General features: G+C 58.6%; 13 protein-coding genes, 4 tRNA genes and 1 rRNA gene. 1 reads left to right on the top strand and 17 read right to left on the bottom strand.

Going from position 1 to position 17,641, the window contains the following annotated elements; translation table 11 throughout:
• Positions 1 to 57: 57 nt before the first annotated feature.
• The 5 genes from rpsG to rpoB all read right to left on the bottom strand — a co-directional run bounded on the left by rpsG (position 58) and on the right by rpoB (position 11,789).
• Positions 58 to 528 carry a 30S ribosomal protein S7 gene (rpsG, locus tag B0G83_RS30435; RefSeq protein ID WP_006053291.1) on the bottom strand — a complete coding sequence of 157 codons (471 nt, stop codon included), beginning with the start codon at positions 526 to 528 and terminating at the stop codon, positions 58 to 60.
• Positions 529 to 705: 177 nt separating this feature from the next.
• Positions 706 to 1,086 (bottom strand): 30S ribosomal protein S12, encoded by a 381-nt coding sequence (gene rpsL / locus B0G83_RS30430; RefSeq protein WP_006998493.1) that lies wholly within the window; start codon positions 1,084 to 1,086, stop codon positions 706 to 708.
• Positions 1,087 to 1,307: 221 nt separating this feature from the next.
• Entirely contained in the window at positions 1,308 to 3,155 is a 1,848-nt protein-coding gene (recQ, locus tag B0G83_RS30425) for a DNA helicase RecQ (protein WP_105511081.1), read from the bottom strand.
• 267 nt (positions 3,156 to 3,422) lie between these two features.
• Positions 3,423 to 7,661 carry a DNA-directed RNA polymerase subunit beta' gene (gene rpoC / locus B0G83_RS30420; protein ID WP_105511080.1) on the bottom strand — a complete coding sequence of 1,413 codons (4,239 nt, stop codon included), beginning with the start codon at positions 7,659 to 7,661 and terminating at the stop codon, positions 3,423 to 3,425.
• A 21-nt stretch (positions 7,662 to 7,682) separates the two neighbouring features.
• Positions 7,683 to 11,789, bottom strand: a complete 4,107-nt coding sequence (rpoB, locus tag B0G83_RS30415; RefSeq protein WP_105511079.1) for a DNA-directed RNA polymerase subunit beta — start codon at positions 11,787 to 11,789, stop codon at positions 7,683 to 7,685.
• 124 nt (positions 11,790 to 11,913) lie between these two features.
• Here rpoB and B0G83_RS38320 point away from each other — a divergent pair, with 124 nt between their 5' ends.
• A complete protein-coding gene (locus B0G83_RS38320) occupies positions 11,914 to 12,156 on the top strand; it encodes a hypothetical protein (protein ID WP_146120318.1) in 243 nt (80 codons plus the stop codon).
• Positions 12,157 to 12,159: 3 nt separating this feature from the next.
• Here B0G83_RS38320 and rplL read toward each other — a convergent pair whose 3' ends face one another.
• From rplL to rrf, 12 genes are all read right to left on the bottom strand, one after another.
• Positions 12,160 to 12,531 carry a 50S ribosomal protein L7/L12 gene (rplL, locus tag B0G83_RS30410; RefSeq protein ID WP_105511078.1) on the bottom strand — a complete coding sequence of 124 codons (372 nt, stop codon included), beginning with the start codon at positions 12,529 to 12,531 and terminating at the stop codon, positions 12,160 to 12,162.
• A 63-nt stretch (positions 12,532 to 12,594) separates the two neighbouring features.
• Positions 12,595 to 13,098 (bottom strand): 50S ribosomal protein L10, encoded by a 504-nt coding sequence (rplJ, locus tag B0G83_RS30405; protein WP_035554729.1) that lies wholly within the window; start codon positions 13,096 to 13,098, stop codon positions 12,595 to 12,597.
• A gap of 302 nt (positions 13,099 to 13,400) precedes the next feature.
• The gene (gene rplA / locus B0G83_RS30400; RefSeq protein ID WP_035554727.1) at positions 13,401 to 14,099 is read right to left on the bottom strand and encodes a 50S ribosomal protein L1; all 699 of its coding nucleotides are present in this window, start codon (positions 14,097 to 14,099) and stop codon (positions 13,401 to 13,403) included.
• On the bottom strand, positions 14,100 to 14,531 hold the full coding sequence (gene rplK / locus B0G83_RS30395; RefSeq protein WP_042329781.1) for a 50S ribosomal protein L11: 432 nt from the start codon (positions 14,529 to 14,531) through the stop codon (positions 14,100 to 14,102). It abuts the gene before it with no gap.
• A gap of 165 nt (positions 14,532 to 14,696) precedes the next feature.
• Entirely contained in the window at positions 14,697 to 15,254 is a 558-nt protein-coding gene (nusG, locus tag B0G83_RS30390; protein WP_075303275.1) for a transcription termination/antitermination protein NusG, read from the bottom strand.
• A 1-nt stretch (position 15,255) separates the two neighbouring features.
• Entirely contained in the window at positions 15,256 to 15,636 is a 381-nt protein-coding gene (gene secE / locus B0G83_RS30385) for a preprotein translocase subunit SecE (RefSeq protein WP_105511077.1), read from the bottom strand.
• A gap of 37 nt (positions 15,637 to 15,673) precedes the next feature.
• A tRNA-Trp gene (locus tag B0G83_RS30380) sits at positions 15,674 to 15,749 on the bottom strand.
• Positions 15,750 to 15,814: 65 nt separating this feature from the next.
• On the bottom strand, positions 15,815 to 17,005 hold the full coding sequence (gene tuf / locus B0G83_RS30375) for an elongation factor Tu (RefSeq protein ID WP_105511076.1): 1,191 nt from the start codon (positions 17,003 to 17,005) through the stop codon (positions 15,815 to 15,817).
• A 63-nt stretch (positions 17,006 to 17,068) separates the two neighbouring features.
• Positions 17,069 to 17,143, bottom strand: a tRNA-Thr gene (locus B0G83_RS30370).
• A gap of 16 nt (positions 17,144 to 17,159) precedes the next feature.
• A tRNA-Gly gene (locus B0G83_RS30365) sits at positions 17,160 to 17,233 on the bottom strand.
• A gap of 44 nt (positions 17,234 to 17,277) precedes the next feature.
• A tRNA-Tyr gene (locus tag B0G83_RS30360) sits at positions 17,278 to 17,363 on the bottom strand.
• 154 nt (positions 17,364 to 17,517) lie between these two features.
• Positions 17,518 to 17,631 (bottom strand): 5S ribosomal RNA (gene rrf / locus B0G83_RS30355).
• Between the last annotated feature and the right edge of the window lie 10 nt (positions 17,632 to 17,641).

The raw sequence follows: 17,641 nt of genomic DNA, 5'->3' as shown, positions 1-17,641 counted from the left end.
AAGCGCACCCGCCCGGAATTTCTTTCCGCTTTTTCTGCTAACCCGAAGCCGGGAAGCTTAGAAACGGAAGTGCGAGAACGCCTTGTTGGCTTCTGCCATCCGGTGAACTTCGTCGCGCTTCTTCATCGCGCCGCCACGGCCTTCGGCCGCTTCGGAGAGTTCACCTGCGAGACGCAGGGCCATCGACTTCTCGCTGCGCTTCTTCGCGGCTTCACGCAGCCAACGCATCGCCAATGCCATACGACGCGACGGGCGCACTTCGACCGGAACCTGATAGTTCGCACCACCAACGCGGCGGCTCTTCACTTCGACCACCGGCTTGACGTTGTTGAGCGCTACCGTGAACACTTCCAGCGGGTCCTTGCCACCCTTGGTCTGGATCTGTTCGAAAGCGCCGTACACAATGCGCTCAGCAACCGACTTCTTGCCGGAGAGCATCAGCACGTTCATGAACTTAGCTACATCAACGTTACCGAATTTCGGATCCGGCAACACTTCCCGCTTGGGGACTTCGCGACGACGCGGCATGTTTCTTCCTTTAACTTTTCAGTTGGAGCTTTTGAGCCCCGCGGCCACCAACTAACCCGATTCATCTCTTACGACTTACCAGCCCGGTCGGGTGACCACTTACTCGACAGCACCGGCGATTCCGGCACCACCGCTAATACCGCCCTTGCAGGCGACCTTAAACTACCGACCGGCTAATTACTTGCCAGCCTTGGCACGCTTCGCACCGTACTTCGAGCGAGCTTGCTTACGATCCTTGACGCCCTGGGTATCCAGCGAGCCGCGAACCATGTGGTAACGCACACCCGGCAAGTCCTTGACACGGCCGCCGCGAATCAGCACGACCGAGTGTTCCTGCAGGTTGTGGCCTTCACCACCGATGTACGAAATAACTTCGAAGCCGTTCGTCAGACGAACCTTGGCAACCTTACGCAGTGCCGAGTTAGGCTTCTTAGGCGTCGTGGTGTACACACGGGTGCACACGCCGCGACGCTGGGGGCAGTCCTGCAAAGCCGGGCTCTTGCTCTTCGTCGTTTCCGACGCGCGGCCTTTGCGAACCAGTTGATTGATGGTTGGCATTGTTTATTCCTGAAATTGAACAAAATCGACGCATCTGTTTCCGGGCAAAGCAGAAACGATTGCGCATCGAACTTCCGGACCCGGTCGTCAGCGCACGAATTAACTCCGCGCGCAGGCATCCCAAGAACCGGAACCTAGCATAATATTCCGAAAATACTAAGGGAGTCAACAGGTTGCGATGTTTCGCACCCCTGCCGGACGCCGGGGACGGCAGTCAAACCTTAGTCCGCCGCGACGACTTCCAGCAATTCGTCGCCGAAACGGTCGAGTTTGCGCACGCCCATACCCGGAATGCCACGTAGATCCTCAATGGAATCGGGGCCGTTACGGGCGATCTCCGCGAGCGTCGCATCGTGGAAAATCACGTAGGCGGGCACGCCGTCGCTCTTCGCCGTTTCGGTACGCCACGCACGCAGACGCTCCCAGCGGGCGCGTTCGCGCGGCCCCATGCCGATCGTCGGGTCAGCGCGCTCACTGGTACGGGCGGACGACTGACGGCTACGCGTCGGTTTCACGTAACGGCGCATGGTGACGTTCTGTTCACCTTTGAGCACCGGCTTGCTGGCCTCGGTCAGGACCAGCGAGCCGAAACCTTCATGGTCCACAGTCAGATAGCCGAATGCGACCAGTTGGCGGAACACCGCACGCCACTCCGGCTCGCCCAACGCCGCGCCGATTCCAAACGTGGTCAGCTTCTCGTGGCCGCGCTGCATGATTTTTTCGCTGCGGTTGCCGCGCAGGATGTCGATCAGATGCCCGGCGCCAAAATGAAATCCGCTCGCCCGTTGCGCGCGAAATACGCAGGACAGCGCCATTTGCGCCTCGCGCGTGGCGTCCCACGTGTCCGGTGGCTCGATGCAGTTGTCGCAGTTGCCGCAAGGCTTGCTCGTCTCGCCGAAATACGCCAGCAAACGCACCCGGCGGCAGGTCGCGGCTTCACACAGCCCGAGCAACGCGTCCAGCTTGCCGGTTTGCACCCGCTTGTGGGCGTCGTCCGCGTCGGACTCGTCGATCATCTTGCGCTGCTGCACGACGTCGCCGAGACCGTAGGCCATCCACGCGTTCGCCGGCATGCCGTCACGGCCTGCGCGCCCAGTTTCCTGGTAATAGCCCTCGACGCTCTTCGGTAAGTCGAGATGCGCGACGAAGCGCACGTCCGGCTTGTCGATGCCCATGCCGAACGCAATCGTCGCGCACATCACGATGCCTTCTTCGCGCTGAAACATCTCCTGATGCTTCTGGCGAATCTCGAACTCCATGCCGGCGTGATAGGGCAGCGCGCGCATGCCCTTCTCTTTGAGCCATTCCGCCGTTTCTTCGACCTTGCGACGCGACAAGCAATAGACCACGCCGGCGTCGGTGGTGCCGTCCGGCTTCGAGTGCTCGGCGCGGATGAAGTCGAGCAACTGCGTACGTGCGTTGTCCTTTTCGACAATGCGGTAGCGAATGTTCGGCCGGACGAAGCTCGACACAAAAATGCGCGCATCATCCAGCGCCAGACGATGGATGATCTCGTCGCGAGTAATGTCGTCCGCGGTAGCTGTGAGGGCGATGCGCGGCACATCCGGGAAACGTTCGTGCAGTACCGATAGCTGAATATATTCAGGCCGGAAATCATGCCCCCATTGCGACACGCAATGCGCTTCGTCGATCGCGAACAGGCCGATACGCGTGCGCTCCAGCAGCTCCTGGAAACGCGGCGTCATCAATCGCTCCGGCGCGACGTAAAGCAGGTCGATCTCGCCTTCCCGCAACGCGCGCTCGGTCGCCATGGCCTCGGCGCTCGACAGCGTCGAATTCAGATAGGCCGCGCGAACACCTACTTCAGTGAGTGCGGCGACCTGGTCCTGCATCAGCGCGATCAGCGGAGAAACGACAATGCCCGCGCCGAAGCCGCCTTCACGCCGGACCAGAGAGGGAATCTGATAACACAACGATTTGCCGCCGCCAGTGGGCATTAGCACCAGACAGTCGCCGCCGGCCGAGACATGCTCGACAATTTCGCCCTGCTGCCCTCTGAACGCGGGATAGCCGAAGACTTCGTTGAGGATCTGGAGCGGACGGGACATGAGATAGAGGTTGAACAGCGCGATGCCGGTGGACGGATTTTACCAACCCGTCGGCGCGCCGCCCGAAACGTTTGCACACGTTAGCCGTTCGGCTTAGGAAATCGGAAGACACGTGGATGCGAATCGCCCGTTCCTCGCCATGCATGTATTTGGTGCCGGTTACGACCATCACGATCGACGCGCTAGATGAAGGGCGAAAAAAAACCGCCCGGTCGAAACCGGGCGGTTTTGTCAGCGTTCAGCAAAAGCGGCTCTCGCCGCCTGCACTTATTCGCCGGAGTGCTGCTGTTCGGCGGCCGGGGTTTCCGGCGTACCGAACTCGAACGACTCTTCCGCTGCGATCTGATCGAAACGCTCGCGGTCGGACAGTTCCTTGCTCTTGCGTGCCTTGTGGAACGCGAGACCCGTACCGGCCGGAATCAGACGGCCGACGATCACGTTTTCCTTCAGACCACGCAGGTCGTCGCGCTTGCCCATGATCGCCGCTTCGGTCAGCACGCGGGTCGTTTCCTGGAACGATGCCGCCGAGATGAACGAATCGGTGGACAGCGACGCCTTCGTAATACCGAGCAAGACGTTCTCGTACGTTGCCGGGATCTTGTCTTCCGCAGCCATCCGGTCGTTCTCGTCGAGCATATCCGAACGCTCGACTTGTTCGCCCATGATGAAGCGCGTGTCACCGTTATCGACGATCTGCACGCGGCGCAGCATCTGACGGACGATCACTTCAATGTGCTTGTCATTGATCTTCACGCCCTGCAGACGATACACGTCCTGCACTTCGTCCACGATGTAGCGCGCCAGCGCTTCGACGCCTTGCAAACGCAGAATGTCGTGCGGATCAGCCGGCCCGTCGACAATCATTTCGCCCTTGTTGACGACTTGACCATCGTGCACCAGAACCTGCTTTTCCTTCGCGATCAGGAACTCGTGCTGGTTGCCCTCGAGGTCCGTGATAACGAGACGCTGCTTGCCCTTCGTGTCCTTACCGAACGACGTCGTGCCCGTGACTTCCGCCAGAATACCGGCGTCCTTCGGCGAGCGCGCTTCGAACAGTTCGGCCACACGCGGCAGACCACCGGTAATGTCACGAGTTTTCTGCGATTCAACCGGGATCCGTGCGAGCACTTCACCGACCTGCACTTGCTGACCGTCCTTCACGGTGATCAGAGCGCCGACCTGGAAGCCGATCTGCACAGAGTGCTCGGTGTTCGGGATCTTGACTTCCTCGCCGTTCGCGTCGAGCAGCTTGACCTGCGGACGCACCGTCTTCGCTGCTTGCGAGCCACGACGCTTCACGTCGATCACGACCAGCGTGGACAGACCCGTCACATCGTCGATCTGCTTCGCAACCGTCACGCCTTCCTCGACGTTTTCGAACTTCACCGTACCGCCCCACTCGGTGATGATCGGACGCGTCAGCGGATCCCACTGCGCCAGTTGCGTGCCGGCCTTGATCTGCGCGCCGTCCAGCTGCAACAGCGTCGCGCCATACGGCACCTTGTGACGTTCACGCTCGCGACCATGGTCGTCGGTGATCATCGCTTCGCCCGAACGCGAGATGACGATCTGCTCGCCCTTCGCGTTGGTGACGTAACGCATCGTTGCCGTGAAACGCACCGTACCGTTCGACTTCGCTTCAACCGACGAGGCCACTGCCGCACGCGACGCCGCACCACCGATGTGGAACGTACGCATCGTGAGCTGCGTGCCCGGTTCACCGATCGACTGAGCAGCGATCACGCCGACTGCTTCACCGACGTTGACCGACGAGCCGCGGCCCAAATCGCGACCGTAGCAGGCTGCGCACAGGCCGTAACGCGTTTCGCAAGTCAGCGGCGTACGCACGCGCACTTCGTCGATGCCGAGGCGTTCGATTTCCTCGACCGAGTCTTCGTCGAGCAGAGTGCCCGTTTCGTACAGCGTTTCCTGCGTTTCCGGATTGACGACGTCAGCCACCGTCACGCGACCCAAGATACGGTCACGCAGCGCTTCAACGACTTCACCGCCTTCGACCAACGCCTTCATGGCAACGCCGTTGGACGTACCGCAATCGTCCTCGACCACCACCAGATCCTGCGTCACGTCAACCAGACGACGCGTCAGGTAACCCGAGTTTGCCGTCTTCAGTGCCGTATCAGCCAGACCCTTACGTGCACCGTGGGTCGAGATGAAGTACTGCAACACGTTCAGGCCTTCACGGAAGTTCGCCGTAATCGGCGTTTCGATGATCGAGCCGTCCGGCTTCGCCATCAGGCCACGCATACCGGCCAGCTGACGAATCTGAACCGCGGAACCACGAGCACCCGAGTCCGCCATCATGTAAATCGAGTTGAACGATTCCTGACGCGTTTCGTTGCCGTCGCGGTCCACCACCGGTTCTGTCGACAGCTGTTCCATCATCGCCTTACCGACCGCTTCCGACGTTGCCGACCAGATGTCGACCACGTTGTTGTAGCGCTCTTGCGACGTGACGAGACCCGACATGTACTGGCGGTCGTACTCTTTCACCTTCTTCGCGGCGTCGCCGACGATGGTTTCCTTCTGCGGCGGTACGAGCATGTCGTCGACGCAGATCGAGATACCGGCGCGCGTTGCCAGACGGAAACCCGACTGCATCAACTGATCGGCGAAAATCACCGTTTCGCGCAGACCACACTTGCGGAATGCGGTGTTGATGAGGCGCGAGATTTCCTTCTTCTTCAGCGGCTTGTTCAGCACCGAGAACGGCAGACCCGGCGGCAGAATTTCCGACAGAATCGAACGGCCGACCGTAGTTGCGTACAACGTGATCTTCGGCACGAACGCCGGCGCGCCTTCCGACTTGTCTTCGTTGTGGACCATTTCCGTGATCCGAACGTTGACGCGCGAAGCCAGCTCGACTTCCTTGTTCTCGTAAGCACGCAGCGCTTCCGAAACGCCCGTGAACGTCAGGCCTTCGCCCTTGGCGTTCACAGCTTCGCGAGTCGCGTAGTACAGACCGAGCACGATATCCTGCGACGGCACGATCGACGGATCGCCGTTGGCCGGGAACAGGACGTTGTTCGACGCCAGCATCAGCGTGCGCGCTTCCATCTGCGCTTCCAGCGACAGCGGCACGTGAACAGCCATCTGGTCACCGTCGAAGTCGGCGTTGAACGCCGCGCAAACGAGCGGGTGCAGCTGAATTGCCTTACCTTCGATCAGCACCGGCTCGAAAGCCTGAATGCCAAGACGGTGAAGAGTAGGCGCACGGTTCAGCATCACCGGATGTTCGCGGATCACCTCTTCGAGGATGTCCCACACCACCGGCGTCTGGTTCTCGACTTCTTTCTTCGCAGCCTTGATGGTGGTAGCAACACCCATCACTTCGAGCTTGTTGAAGATGAACGGCTTGAACAGTTCGAGCGCCATCAGCTTCGGCAGACCGCACTGATGCAGCTTGAGCGTCGGACCGACCACGATCACCGAACGGCCCGAATAGTCAACGCGCTTACCGAGCAAGTTCTGACGGAAACGACCGCCCTTACCCTTGATCATGTCAGCGAGCGATTTCAGCGGACGCTTGTTCGCACCCGTCATGGCCTTACCGCGACGACCGTTGTCGAGCAGCGAATCGACGGCTTCCTGCAACATCCGCTTTTCGTTGCGGACGATGATTTCAGGCGCCTTGAGTTCGAGCAGACGCTTCAACCGGTTGTTACGGTTGATCACGCGGCGATACAGGTCGTTCAGGTCCGACGTCGCGAAACGACCGCCGTCCAGCGGCACCAGCGGACGCAGTTCCGGCGGCAGCACCGGCAGCACTTCGAGCACCATCCAGTCAGGCTTGATGCCCGAACGCTGGAAAGCCTCGAGCACCTTCAGGCGCTTCGCGTACTTCTTGATCTTCGCTTCCGAACCCGTGTTCTTGAGTTCGGTGCGCAGCATCTCGACCTGTTCGTCGATGTTGATCGCGCGCAGCAGCTCGCGAACGCCTTCCGCGCCCATCTCGGCACGGAATTCGTCACCGTATTCTTCGACCTTGTTGTAGTAATCCTCTTCGGTCATGATCTGCCGCGCTTTCAGCGGCGTCATGCCCGGATCGATCACCACGTATGCTTCGAAGTACAGCACGCGTTCGATGTCGCGCAGCGTCATGTCGAGCACCATGCCCAGACGCGACGGCAGCGACTTCAGGAACCAGATGTGCGCGACCGGCGAGGCCAACTCGATGTGGCCCATCCGTTCACGACGCACCTTCGCCAGCGTCACTTCGACGCCGCACTTCTCGCAGATCACGCCACGGTGCTTCAGGCGCTTGTACTTGCCGCAAAGGCATTCGTAGTCTTTGATCGGCCCGAAGATCTTTGCGCAGAACAGACCATCGCGTTCCGGCTTGAACGTCCGGTAGTTGATGGTTTCCGGCTTCTTCACTTCGCCGAACGACCACGAACGGATCTTGTCCGGCGATGCCAGACCGATCTTGATCGCGTCAAAAACTTCGGGTTGTTGGACTTGCTTGAATAGATCGAGCAGAGCTTTCATTGCCTTCTCTCCGTAGTCCGATTAGTTGCGGTCGAGGTCGATGTCGATACCCAGCGAGCGGATTTCCTTCACCAACACGTTGAAGGATTCCGGCATGCCTGCATCGATCACGTGATCGCCCTTGACCAGGTTCTCATACACCTTGGTCCGGCCTGTCACGTCATCCGACTTCACCGTCAGCATTTCTTGCAGCACGTACGATGCGCCGTACGCTTCGAGCGCCCACACTTCCATTTCACCGAAACGCTGGCCACCGAACTGCGCCTTACCGCCCAACGGCTGCTGCGTCACGAGCGAGTACGGGCCCGTGGAACGCGCGTGCATCTTGTCGTCGACCAAGTGGTGCAGTTTCAGGTAATGCATGTAGCCGACCGTCACCGTACGTTCAAACATCTCGCCCGTGCGGCCGTCGTACAGACGAACCTGATTCTTCGACGGCGTCATGCCGAGGTTCTTCGCGATGTCGTCCGGGAATGCCAGATCCAGCGCGCGCGACATTTCTTCTTCCGTCGCGCCGTCGAACACCGGCGTTGCGAACGGCACGCCTTCGCGCAGGTTCTTTGCCAGCTCGACGATTTCGTCGTCGGTGAAACTGTCCAGCTCTTCGGCGCGGCCCGACTCGTTGTAGATCTTGATCAGGAATTCGCGCAGTTCAGCGATCTTCGCCTGACGTTGCAGCATTTCGCCGATACGCCAGCCCAGACCCTTCGCGGCCCAACCCAGATGCACTTCGAGAACCTGACCCACGTTCATCCGCGACGGCACGCCGAGCGGGTTCAGAACGACGTCAGCCGGACGGCCGTCGGCCATGTACGGCATGTCTTCGATCGGCACGATCTTTGACACGACACCCTTGTTACCGTGACGACCAGCCATCTTGTCGCCAGGCTGCAGACGACGCTTGACCGCCAGATACACCTTGACCATCTTCAGCACGCCCGGCGGCAGTTCGTCGCCTTGCGTGAGCTTCTTGCGCTTTTCTTCGAACGCCAGATCGAACTGATGACGCTTCTGTTCGATCGAGTCCTTGATGGCTTCGAGCTGAGCCGCTGCTTCTTCGTCCGCGAGGCGAATGTCGAACCAGTGGTAGTGATCCAGATCTTGCAGGTAAGCCTGTTCGATCTTCGTGCCCTTCGCCAGCTTCTTCGGACCGCCGTTCGCGACCTTGCCGTCGAGCATACGTGCGAGACGCTGGAACGCGTCGCCTTCCACGATGCGCAACTGGTCGTTCAGGTCGAGGCGATAACGCTTCAGTTCATCGTCGATGATCTGTTGCGCACGTTTGTCGCGCTGAATGCCTTCACGCGTAAACACTTGCACGTCGATGACCGTGCCGCTCATGCCCGACGGCACGCGCAGCGACGTATCCTTCACGTCCGAAGCCTTTTCACCGAAGATCGCGCGCAGCAGCTTTTCTTCCGGCGTCAGCTGGGTTTCGCCCTTCGGCGTGACCTTACCGACCAGCACGTCGCCTGCTTCGACTTCAGCGCCGATGTAGACGATGCCCGACTCATCCAGACGGCCGAGTTGCACTTCAGCCAGGTTCGAGATGTCGCGCGTGATTTCTTCCGGTCCGAGCTTCGTGTCGCGAGCCACGACGTTCAGTTCTTCGATGTGGATCGAGGTATAGCGGTCGTCAGCAACCACCTTTTCCGAGATCAAGATCGAATCTTCGAAGTTGTAGCCGTTCCACGGCATGAACGCGACCAGCATGTTCTGACCGAGAGCCAGTTCGCCGAGGTCGGTCGATGCGCCGTCAGCCAGCACGTCGCCACGCGACACGATGTCGCCGACCTTCACGATCGGGCGCTGGTTGATATTCGTGTTCTGGTTCGAACGCGTGTACTTGATCAGGTTGTAGATGTCCACACCGACGTCGCCGGCAACGGCTTCATCGTCGTTCACGCGAATCACCATACGGCCTGCGTCGACGTAATCGACCACACCACCGCGGAATGCCTGAACCGTCGTGCCCGAGTCAACGGCCACCGTGCGTTCGATACCCGTACCGACCACGGCCTTTTCGGGACGCAGACACGGCACAGCCTGACGCTGCATGTTCGAACCCATCAATGCGCGGTTCGCGTCATCGTGCTCCAGGAACGGGATCAGCGATGCTGCCACCGACACGATCTGCGACGGCGCCACGTCCATGTACTGGATGCGGTCCGGCGTGACCATCAGCGTTTCGCCCGCTTCACGCGACGACACCAGTTCGTCGGTCAGGGAACCGTCGGCAGCCACTGCCGCGTTCGCCTGAGCGATCACATAACGGCCTTCTTCGATCGCCGACAGATAGTCGATCTGATCCGTCACCTTGCTGTCCACGACCTTGCGATACGGCGTTTCGAGGAAGCCGTATTCGTTCAGGTGCGCGTACAGAGCGAGCGAGTTGATCAGGCCGATGTTCGGACCTTCAGGCGTTTCAATCGGGCACACGCGACCGTAGTGAGTCGGGTGCACGTCGCGGACTTCAAAGCCAGCGCGCTCACGCGTCAAACCGCCCGGGCCAAGTGCCGAAACACGGCGCTTGTGGGTGATTTCCGACAGCGGATTCGTTTGGTCCATGAACTGCGACAGCTGCGACGAACCGAAGAACTCGCGAATCGCCGACGAAATCGGCTTCGAGTTGATCAGGTCGTGCGGCATCAGGTTTTCGCTTTCGGCTTGGCCGAGGCGTTCCTTCACAGCACGTTCGACACGCACGAGACCCGCGCGGAACTGGTTTTCCGCCAGTTCACCGACGCAACGCACACGACGATTGCCCAAGTGGTCGATATCGTCCACTTCGCCCTTGCCGTTACGCAACTCGACCAGGATCTTGATCGTGGCGAGGATGTCGTCGTCTTGCAGCGTCATCGGCCCGATGATCTCGTCGCGACCCACGCGACGGTTGAACTTCATACGACCCACCTTGGACAGGTCGTAAGCGTCTTCGCTATAGAACAGACGGTTGAACAGCGCCTCGACTGCTTCTTCGGTCGGCGGTTCGCCCGGACGCATCATGCGGTAGATCGCGATACGTGCCGCCATCTTGTCGGCGGTTTCGTCGATACGCAGCGTCGACGAGATGTACGGACCTTGATCCAGATCGTTCGTGTAGAGCGTCTGGATGTCTTTGATCTTCGATTCGCGGAGCTTTTCGAGGACGGTTTCAGTGATTTCGTCGTTCGCGTTCGCGATGACTTCACCGGTGTCGCCGTCGACAACGTTCTTCGCAAGCACGCGGCCGAGCAGGTAATCTTCCGGCACCGAGATGAACTTGGTCTTTGCGTTGTCCAGATCGCGAATGTGCTTCGCGTTGATCCGCTTGTCCTTCTGGACGATCACGTTGCCATCACGGTCCGTGATGTCGAAACGCGCGACTTCGCCACGCAGACGCTCGGGCACGAATTCCATCTGCGCGCCTTCCGGCATCAGCGTGAAATTGTCGAAGACGAAGAAGTTTGCGAGGATCTGTTCCGGCGTCAGGCCGATTGCCTTCAGCAAAATCGTGACCGGCATCTTGCGACGACGGTCGACGCGGAAGTACAGCACGTCCTTCGGGTCGAACTCGAAATCGAGCCACGAACCGCGGTAAGGAATGATCCGTGCCGAAAACAGGAGCTTGCCCGAGCTGTGCGTCTTGCCCTTGTCGTGTTCAAAGAACACGCCCGGCGAACGGTGGAGCTGCGAAACAATCACACGCTCCGTACCGTTGATGACGAACGAACCAGTCGGCGTCATGAGCGGAATTTCGCCCATGTAGACTTCCTGCTCCTTCACTTCCTTGACGACCGGCTTGCTCGGCGATTCCTTGTCGAGCAGCACCAGGCGCACTTTCGCGCGCAGTGCCGAACAGTACGTCAAACCGCGCTGCTGACATTCTTTGATGTTGAATGCCGGCGGCGACAGCATGTAGCTGACGAACTCCAGACGAGCGAATCCGTTGTGCGAAACAATCGGAAAAACGGAAGTAAACGCAGCTTGCAGGCCTTCCGGCTTGCGTTGCGTGGATGACGTGTCTGCTTGCAGAAACGTGCTGAATGATTCAAGCTGGGTAGCCAGCAGGAAAGGTACTTGGTGAACGATGGGGCGCTTCGCAAAACTCTTGCGAATGCGCTTCTTCTCGGTGAAGGAATATTGCATACGATCTCCGAATCACGGCGGGCATTGTTGTCGAGGCAGGATACCTTGATGAGACAACCCGAGTGTTCACCGACTGAGACCCGATGGCCGTCCGATGGCTTGAACGAGCCTAGAAGCTTGGTGGTTGGCCGCTACCAACCGCTGGCTGACGGCAGCGGATGCCTATGTTGCCCGCTACCCGACCAAACTTGCCTTCTGCAGTCGCTTCAGAAGACAAAGAGAAACGCCGGTCAATGTTGCCGATAGGCGATTTTCTTTGACTTCTGGGAATCACGTTCTTGCCGAAATTGCCATGCAAAAACGCGCCCCCCACAAAGCACAAAAAGGCCGGCGGTGGAAAACCGCCAGCCTTCGCACAACGCGCTGAAACTTACTTGATTTCAGCCTTCGCGCCGGCTTCTTCCAACTTCTTCTTGGCTTCTTCAGCAGCAGCCTTCGGTACCGATTCCTTAACAGGCTTCGGTGCGCCGTCGACCAGGTCCTTCGCTTCCTTCAGGCCGAGACCCGTCAGTTCACGAACAGCCTTAATGACCGAAACCTTGTTCGCGCCGACTTCCGTCAGGTTGACCGTGAATTCGGTTTGCTCTTCAGCAACAGCCGCAGCTGCGCCTGCCGGGCCTGCCACTGCAACAGCAGCTGCCGACACGCCAAACTTTTCTTCGAACGCCTTAACCAGCTCGTTCAGTTCCAGAACCGACATCGAGCTTACTGCCTCGAGGATGTCTTCTTTTGCGATTGCCATTTGAAATACTCCTAAATTGAATTCGGATACAGCCAGCGATCAATCACGCTCGACTGAAGTGCGTTACGCAGCGGTTTCTTCGCCTTGTTTCTTTTCTGCCAGCGCGGCCAAAGCGCGCGCAAAGCCAGAAACAGGTGCTTGCATAACGTACAACAGCTTGGAGAGCAGTTCTTCGCGGCTCGGGATGTTTGCCAGCGCTTGCACGCCAGCCTTGTCCATCACCTTGCCTTCGTAGGAACCAGCCTTGATGATCAACTTGTCATTGGTTTTGCCGAAGTCGTTGACGACCTTAGCAGCTGCAATTGCATCTTCCGAGATGCCGTAGATCAGGGGACCAGTCATCTGCTCTGCCAGCGAAGCAAACGGGGTACCTTCGACAGCGCGACGCGCCAACGTGTTCTTCAACACGCGAAGGTAAACCTGTTGCTCACGCGCTTTCGCGCGCAGCTTGGTCAGATCGCCAACCGCGATTCCACGATACTCAGCCAGAACCACGGTCTGAGCTTTCGCGACTTGCGCGGCAACCTCAGCGACGACGGCCTGCTTGCTTTCTTTGTTAAGTGGCACGGTTAACCTCCAGATTCGATACACGCAGCGTGCGCCTTGTGTACCGCGTTCAATAACGGCGTCCGACCAGTCAGGAGTATTTCGACCGCCTGACACCCGCTTTGCCGCGGATATCAACCAGCTTCATCACTACAAAACCTTTTCGGGTTCGCCATCTGCGTTGGCTTTGCATTAAGGACTCGCCTACGTGATGCGTGCCCGCCAACGGTCTTTGACAACCGGTTGCTCAATGCAGACTGCCATTTCGCAACCGCCCAAAGCCCATAAAACCACCTCGATTTTTGTCGAGGCGGTGAAATTTCTTACTGTGCTGCGATCGATGCCTGATCGACGCGAACACCAACGCCCATCGTGCTCGACAGCGCGACCTTGCGCAGGTAGACACCCTTGCTCGTTGCCGGCTTCGCCTTTTGCAGCGCGTCGACGAGAGCATTCAGGTTGCTGCGCAGAGCCGTCGGTTCGAACGAAGCGCGGCCGATGGTTGCGTGGATGATACCGGCCTTGTCAACACGGAATTGCACCTGACCAGCTTTGGCGTTCTTCACTGCGGTTGCGACGTCAGGCGTAACCGTACCGACCTTCGGATTCGGCATCAGGCCGCGCGGGCCAAGAATCTGACCGAGCGTACCGACAACGCGCATCGTGTCCGGCGAAGCGATCACGATGTCGAAGTCCAGTTTGCCGGCCTTAACCTGTTCAGCCAGATCTTCCATACCAACGATTTCCGCACCAGCTGCGCGTGCCTGTTCGGCCTTTTCGCCCTGAGCGAACACAGCGACGCGAACCGACTTACCGGTACCTGCCGGCAGCACGACCGAGCCACGAACCACCTGATCCGATTTTTTCGCGTCGATGCCGAGCTGCACTGCGACGTCGATCGACTCATCGAACTTCGCGCTTGCGCATTCCTTCACGAGCGACAGAGCTTCGTCGATTGCGTACAACTTTTGACGATCAACCTTGGCTGCAAATGCTTGCAGACGCTTCGAAAGCTTAGCCATTTACACGCCCTCCACGGTGATGCCCATCGAGCGGGCGCTACCAGCGATCGTACGAACCGCTGCGTCCAGATCAGCTGCCGTCAGATCAGGCATCTTGGTCTTGGCGATGTCTTCCGCTTGAGCACGGGTGATCTTGCCAACCTTGTCGGTATGCGGCTTGCTCGAACCCTTGTCGATCTTCGCTGCTTTCTTGATCAAAACCGTAGCCGGCGGCGTCTTCAGAACAAACGTGAAGCTCTTGTCCGCGAACGCGGTAATCACGACCGGAATCGGCAGACCCGGTTCCATCGCTTGAGTCTGCGCGTTAAACGCCTTGCAGAACTCCATGATGTTCAGGCCGCGTTGGCCCAGTGCCGGACCGACCGGCGGCGACGGGTTGGCTTTACCTGCAGGAATCTGCAGCTTGATAAAGCCGATGATTTTCTTTGCCATGTTGAAAACCTCGTTGGAACGCTGCTTTGATGCATGCAAGCGTTCAGTGAGTAGTAGCGCGCGTTCGTCTAAAAATTGACTACTTGCGCTCCTCAACGGTCATTACGCGGACCGTAAGCGCGAAATACGGGGCGCGCCGTCTGGCGCACCCCGTAGAAATCTGGATCACAACTTTTCGACTTGGCCGAATTCCAGCTCGACCGGCGTTGCGCGGCCGAAGATTGTAACGGAAACACGGACGCGCGACTTTTCGTAATTCACTTCTTCGACGCTGCCGTTGAAATCCGTGAACGGACCTTCCTTCACCCGCACCATCTCGCCTACTTCGAACAGGGTCTTCGGGCGCGGCTTTTCCACACCCTCCTGCATCTGCGACATGATTTTTTCAACTTCTCGGGGAGAAATCGGACTTGGCCGATTGCGCGCACCGCCAACGAAGCCCGTGACCTTTGCCGTGTTTTTCACGAGGTGCCACGTTTCGTCTGTCATTTCCATCTCAACGAGCACATAGCCCGGAAAAAAACGACGTTCGGTCACCGATTTGTGACCGCCCTTCACTTCGACAACTTCTTCGGTTGGCACGAGAATTTGACCAAACTGGTCTTGCATGCCAGCGCGCTCGATGCGCTCTTGAAGCGCACGTTGCACGCTCTTCTCCATTCCGGAGTAGGCGTGCACCACATACCAACGCTTGCCGCTCGGGGATGCCGGAGTATCACTCATATCATTTCCAACCCAGAATCACCGAGAAAATCGCCCATTCAATGGATTTATCACTCACCCAAAGAAAGATAGCCATGACGAACACGAAGCCGAATACCACAAGCGTTGTCTGGGTAGCCTCTTTGCGAGTCGGCCACACAACTTTACGGACTTCCTTGTACGAATCTTTGGCGAAAGCGATGAAACCCTTGCCAGGCGCGGAGAGAAGACCGACTGCAACACCCGCGATCGCACCAACAGCCAAGGCGGCTCCGCGGATGTACCATTCCTGGCCGTTGAGCCAGAAGAACCCCACGAACCCGGCCAAGACCAACAATACGCCCGCGACGAGCATCAGCTTGTCGCTGGATGTATTTACAGTTTCGACTGAAGGATTCGCCATAACACCTTAACGAAGCGCCAAATGAGACGCGAGATTTTGGCAGGGGCAGAGGGAATCGAACCCCCAACCTTCGGTTTTGGAGACCGACGCTCTGCCAGTTGAGCTATGCCCCTAAACCATTTTGGGGTTGACGACACCGCCAACCCCCAAACTACAGATCAACGAGAACTATCTGGCGTTACTCGAGAATCTTAGCAACCACACCAGCGCCGACCGTACGGCCGCCTTCGCGAATTGCGAAACGCAGACCTTCTTCCATCGCGATCGGGTTGATCAGCTTCACCGTGATCGACACGTTGTCGCCCGGCATGACCATTTCCTTGTCCTTCGGCAACTCGATCGAGCCCGTCACGTCCGTCGTACGGAAGTAGAACTGCGGACGATAGTTGTTGAAGAACGGCGTGTGACGGCCACCTTCGTCCTTGCTCAGCACATACACTTCCGCCGTGAAGTGCGTGTGCGGGTTGATCGAACCCGGCTTCGCCAGAACCTGGCCACGCTCCACGTCTTCACGCTTCGTGCCGCGCAACAGGATACCAACGTTGTCGCCTGCCTGACCCTGGTCCAGCAGCTTGCGGAACATTTCCACGCCCGTGCAGGTCGTCTTCACCGTCGGCTTGATACCGACGATTTCGATTTCTTCGCCGACCTTCACGATGCCGCGCTCAACGCGACCCGTCACCACCGTGCCACGACCCGAGATCGAGAACACGTCTTCCACCGGCATCAGGAACGCGCCATCAACTGCACGCTCCGGCGTCGGGATGTACGTGTCCAGCGCATCGGCCAGGTTCATGATCGCCACTTCGCCGAGCTCGCCCTTGTCGCCTTCCAGCGCCAGTTTGGCCGAACCCTTGATGATCGGTGTGTCGTCGCCCGGGAAGTCGTACTTCGACAGGAGTTCGCGAACTTCCATCTCGACCAGTTCCAGCAACTCAGCGTCGTCCACCATGTCGCACTTGTTCAGGAACACGATGATGTACGGAACGCCAACCTGACGCGCCAGCAGGATGTGCTCACGCGTTTGCGGCATCGGGCCGTCTGCAGCCGAGCACACCAGGATCGCGCCGTCCATCTGCGCTGCGCCCGTGATCATGTTCTTCACATAGTCAGCGTGGCCCGGGCAGTCGACGTGTGCGTAGTGGCGGTTAGCCGTTTCGTACTCGACGTGTGCCGTGTTGATCGTGATGCCACGTGCCTTTTCTTCCGGCGCCGCGTCGATCTGGTCGTACGCCTTCGCTTCGCCGCCAAACTTCTGCGTCAGAACCGTCGTGATCGCTGCCGTCAGCGTGGTCTTGCCGTGGTCAACGTGACCGATCGTGCCGACGTTCACGTGCGGCTTGGTCCGCTCAAACTTACCCTTGGCCATTTCCGACTCCTAAGAGGATTTATCCGTACGTTGCGCCGCGCGCAAACAATCACCGAGTACTACTGGTGCCCATGGGCAGGATCGAACTGCCGACCTCTCCCTTACCAAGGGAGTGCTCTACCACTGAGCCACATGGGCGCTACTTCTATGTTGCTGGAGCGGGTGAAGGGAATCGAACCCTCGTCGTAAGCTTGGAAGGCTTCTGCTCTACCATTGAGCTACACCCGCAAGAACTCATGGATTCCCAACAACTACTACTACAGCTTGCATTCTGGTGGAGGAGGTTGGATTCGAACCAACGTAGGCGTAAGCCAACAGATTTACAGTCTGCCCCCTTTAGCCACTCGGGCACCCCTCCGCAGAGAACTGATGATTATGAGGGAACAACCGCTTGCTGTCAAGGCTCGCTTGACTGTTCCAAACTCATGGCTCTCACTTATAGTGAGATTTTCCCCTGCCGTAAACGCAGAAACCCCACCTTCTGGGGTGGGGTTTCTGTTTTCTGCAGGGGAGCCTGACGATTACCTACTTTCACACGGGCAATCCGCACTATCATCGGCGTGGAGTCGTTTCACGGTCCTGTTCGGGATGGGAAGGGGTGGTACCGACTCGCTATGGTCATCAGGCATGACTTGT

It is taken from the genome of Paraburkholderia sp. BL21I4N1 (genome assembly GCF_002973525.1).
In the GTDB taxonomy this organism is placed as follows: domain Bacteria; phylum Pseudomonadota; class Gammaproteobacteria; order Burkholderiales; family Burkholderiaceae; genus Paraburkholderia.
Note: the sequence above shows the minus strand (reverse complement) of the source record. Positions and strands in the feature narration are given on the sequence as shown.

What these genes read in the sequence shown, in the direction of transcription:
- rpsG (WP_006053291.1), bottom strand. Translation starts at nt 528, where the DNA reads ATGCCGCGTCGTCGCGAAGTCCCCAAGCGGGAAGTGTTGCCGGATCCG.
- rpsL (WP_006998493.1), bottom strand. Translation starts at nt 1,086, where the DNA reads ATGCCAACCATCAATCAACTGGTTCGCAAAGGCCGCGCGTCGGAAACG.
- recQ (WP_105511081.1), bottom strand. Translation starts at nt 3,155, where the DNA reads ATGTCCCGTCCGCTCCAGATCCTCAACGAAGTCTTCGGCTATCCCGCG.
- rpoC (WP_105511080.1), bottom strand. Translation starts at nt 7,661, where the DNA reads ATGAAAGCTCTGCTCGATCTATTCAAGCAAGTCCAACAACCCGAAGTT.
- rpoB (WP_105511079.1), bottom strand. Translation starts at nt 11,789, where the DNA reads ATGCAATATTCCTTCACCGAGAAGAAGCGCATTCGCAAGAGTTTTGCG.
- rplL (WP_105511078.1), bottom strand. Translation starts at nt 12,531, where the DNA reads ATGGCAATCGCAAAAGAAGACATCCTCGAGGCAGTAAGCTCGATGTCG.
- rplA (WP_035554727.1), bottom strand. Translation starts at nt 14,099, where the DNA reads ATGGCTAAGCTTTCGAAGCGTCTGCAAGCATTTGCAGCCAAGGTTGAT.
- rplK (WP_042329781.1), bottom strand. Translation starts at nt 14,531, where the DNA reads ATGGCAAAGAAAATCATCGGCTTTATCAAGCTGCAGATTCCTGCAGGT.
- nusG (WP_075303275.1), bottom strand. Translation starts at nt 15,254, where the DNA reads ATGAGTGATACTCCGGCATCCCCGAGCGGCAAGCGTTGGTATGTGGTG.
- secE (WP_105511077.1), bottom strand. Translation starts at nt 15,636, where the DNA reads ATGGCGAATCCTTCAGTCGAAACTGTAAATACATCCAGCGACAAGCTG.
- tuf (WP_105511076.1), bottom strand. Translation starts at nt 17,005, where the DNA reads ATGGCCAAGGGTAAGTTTGAGCGGACCAAGCCGCACGTGAACGTCGGC.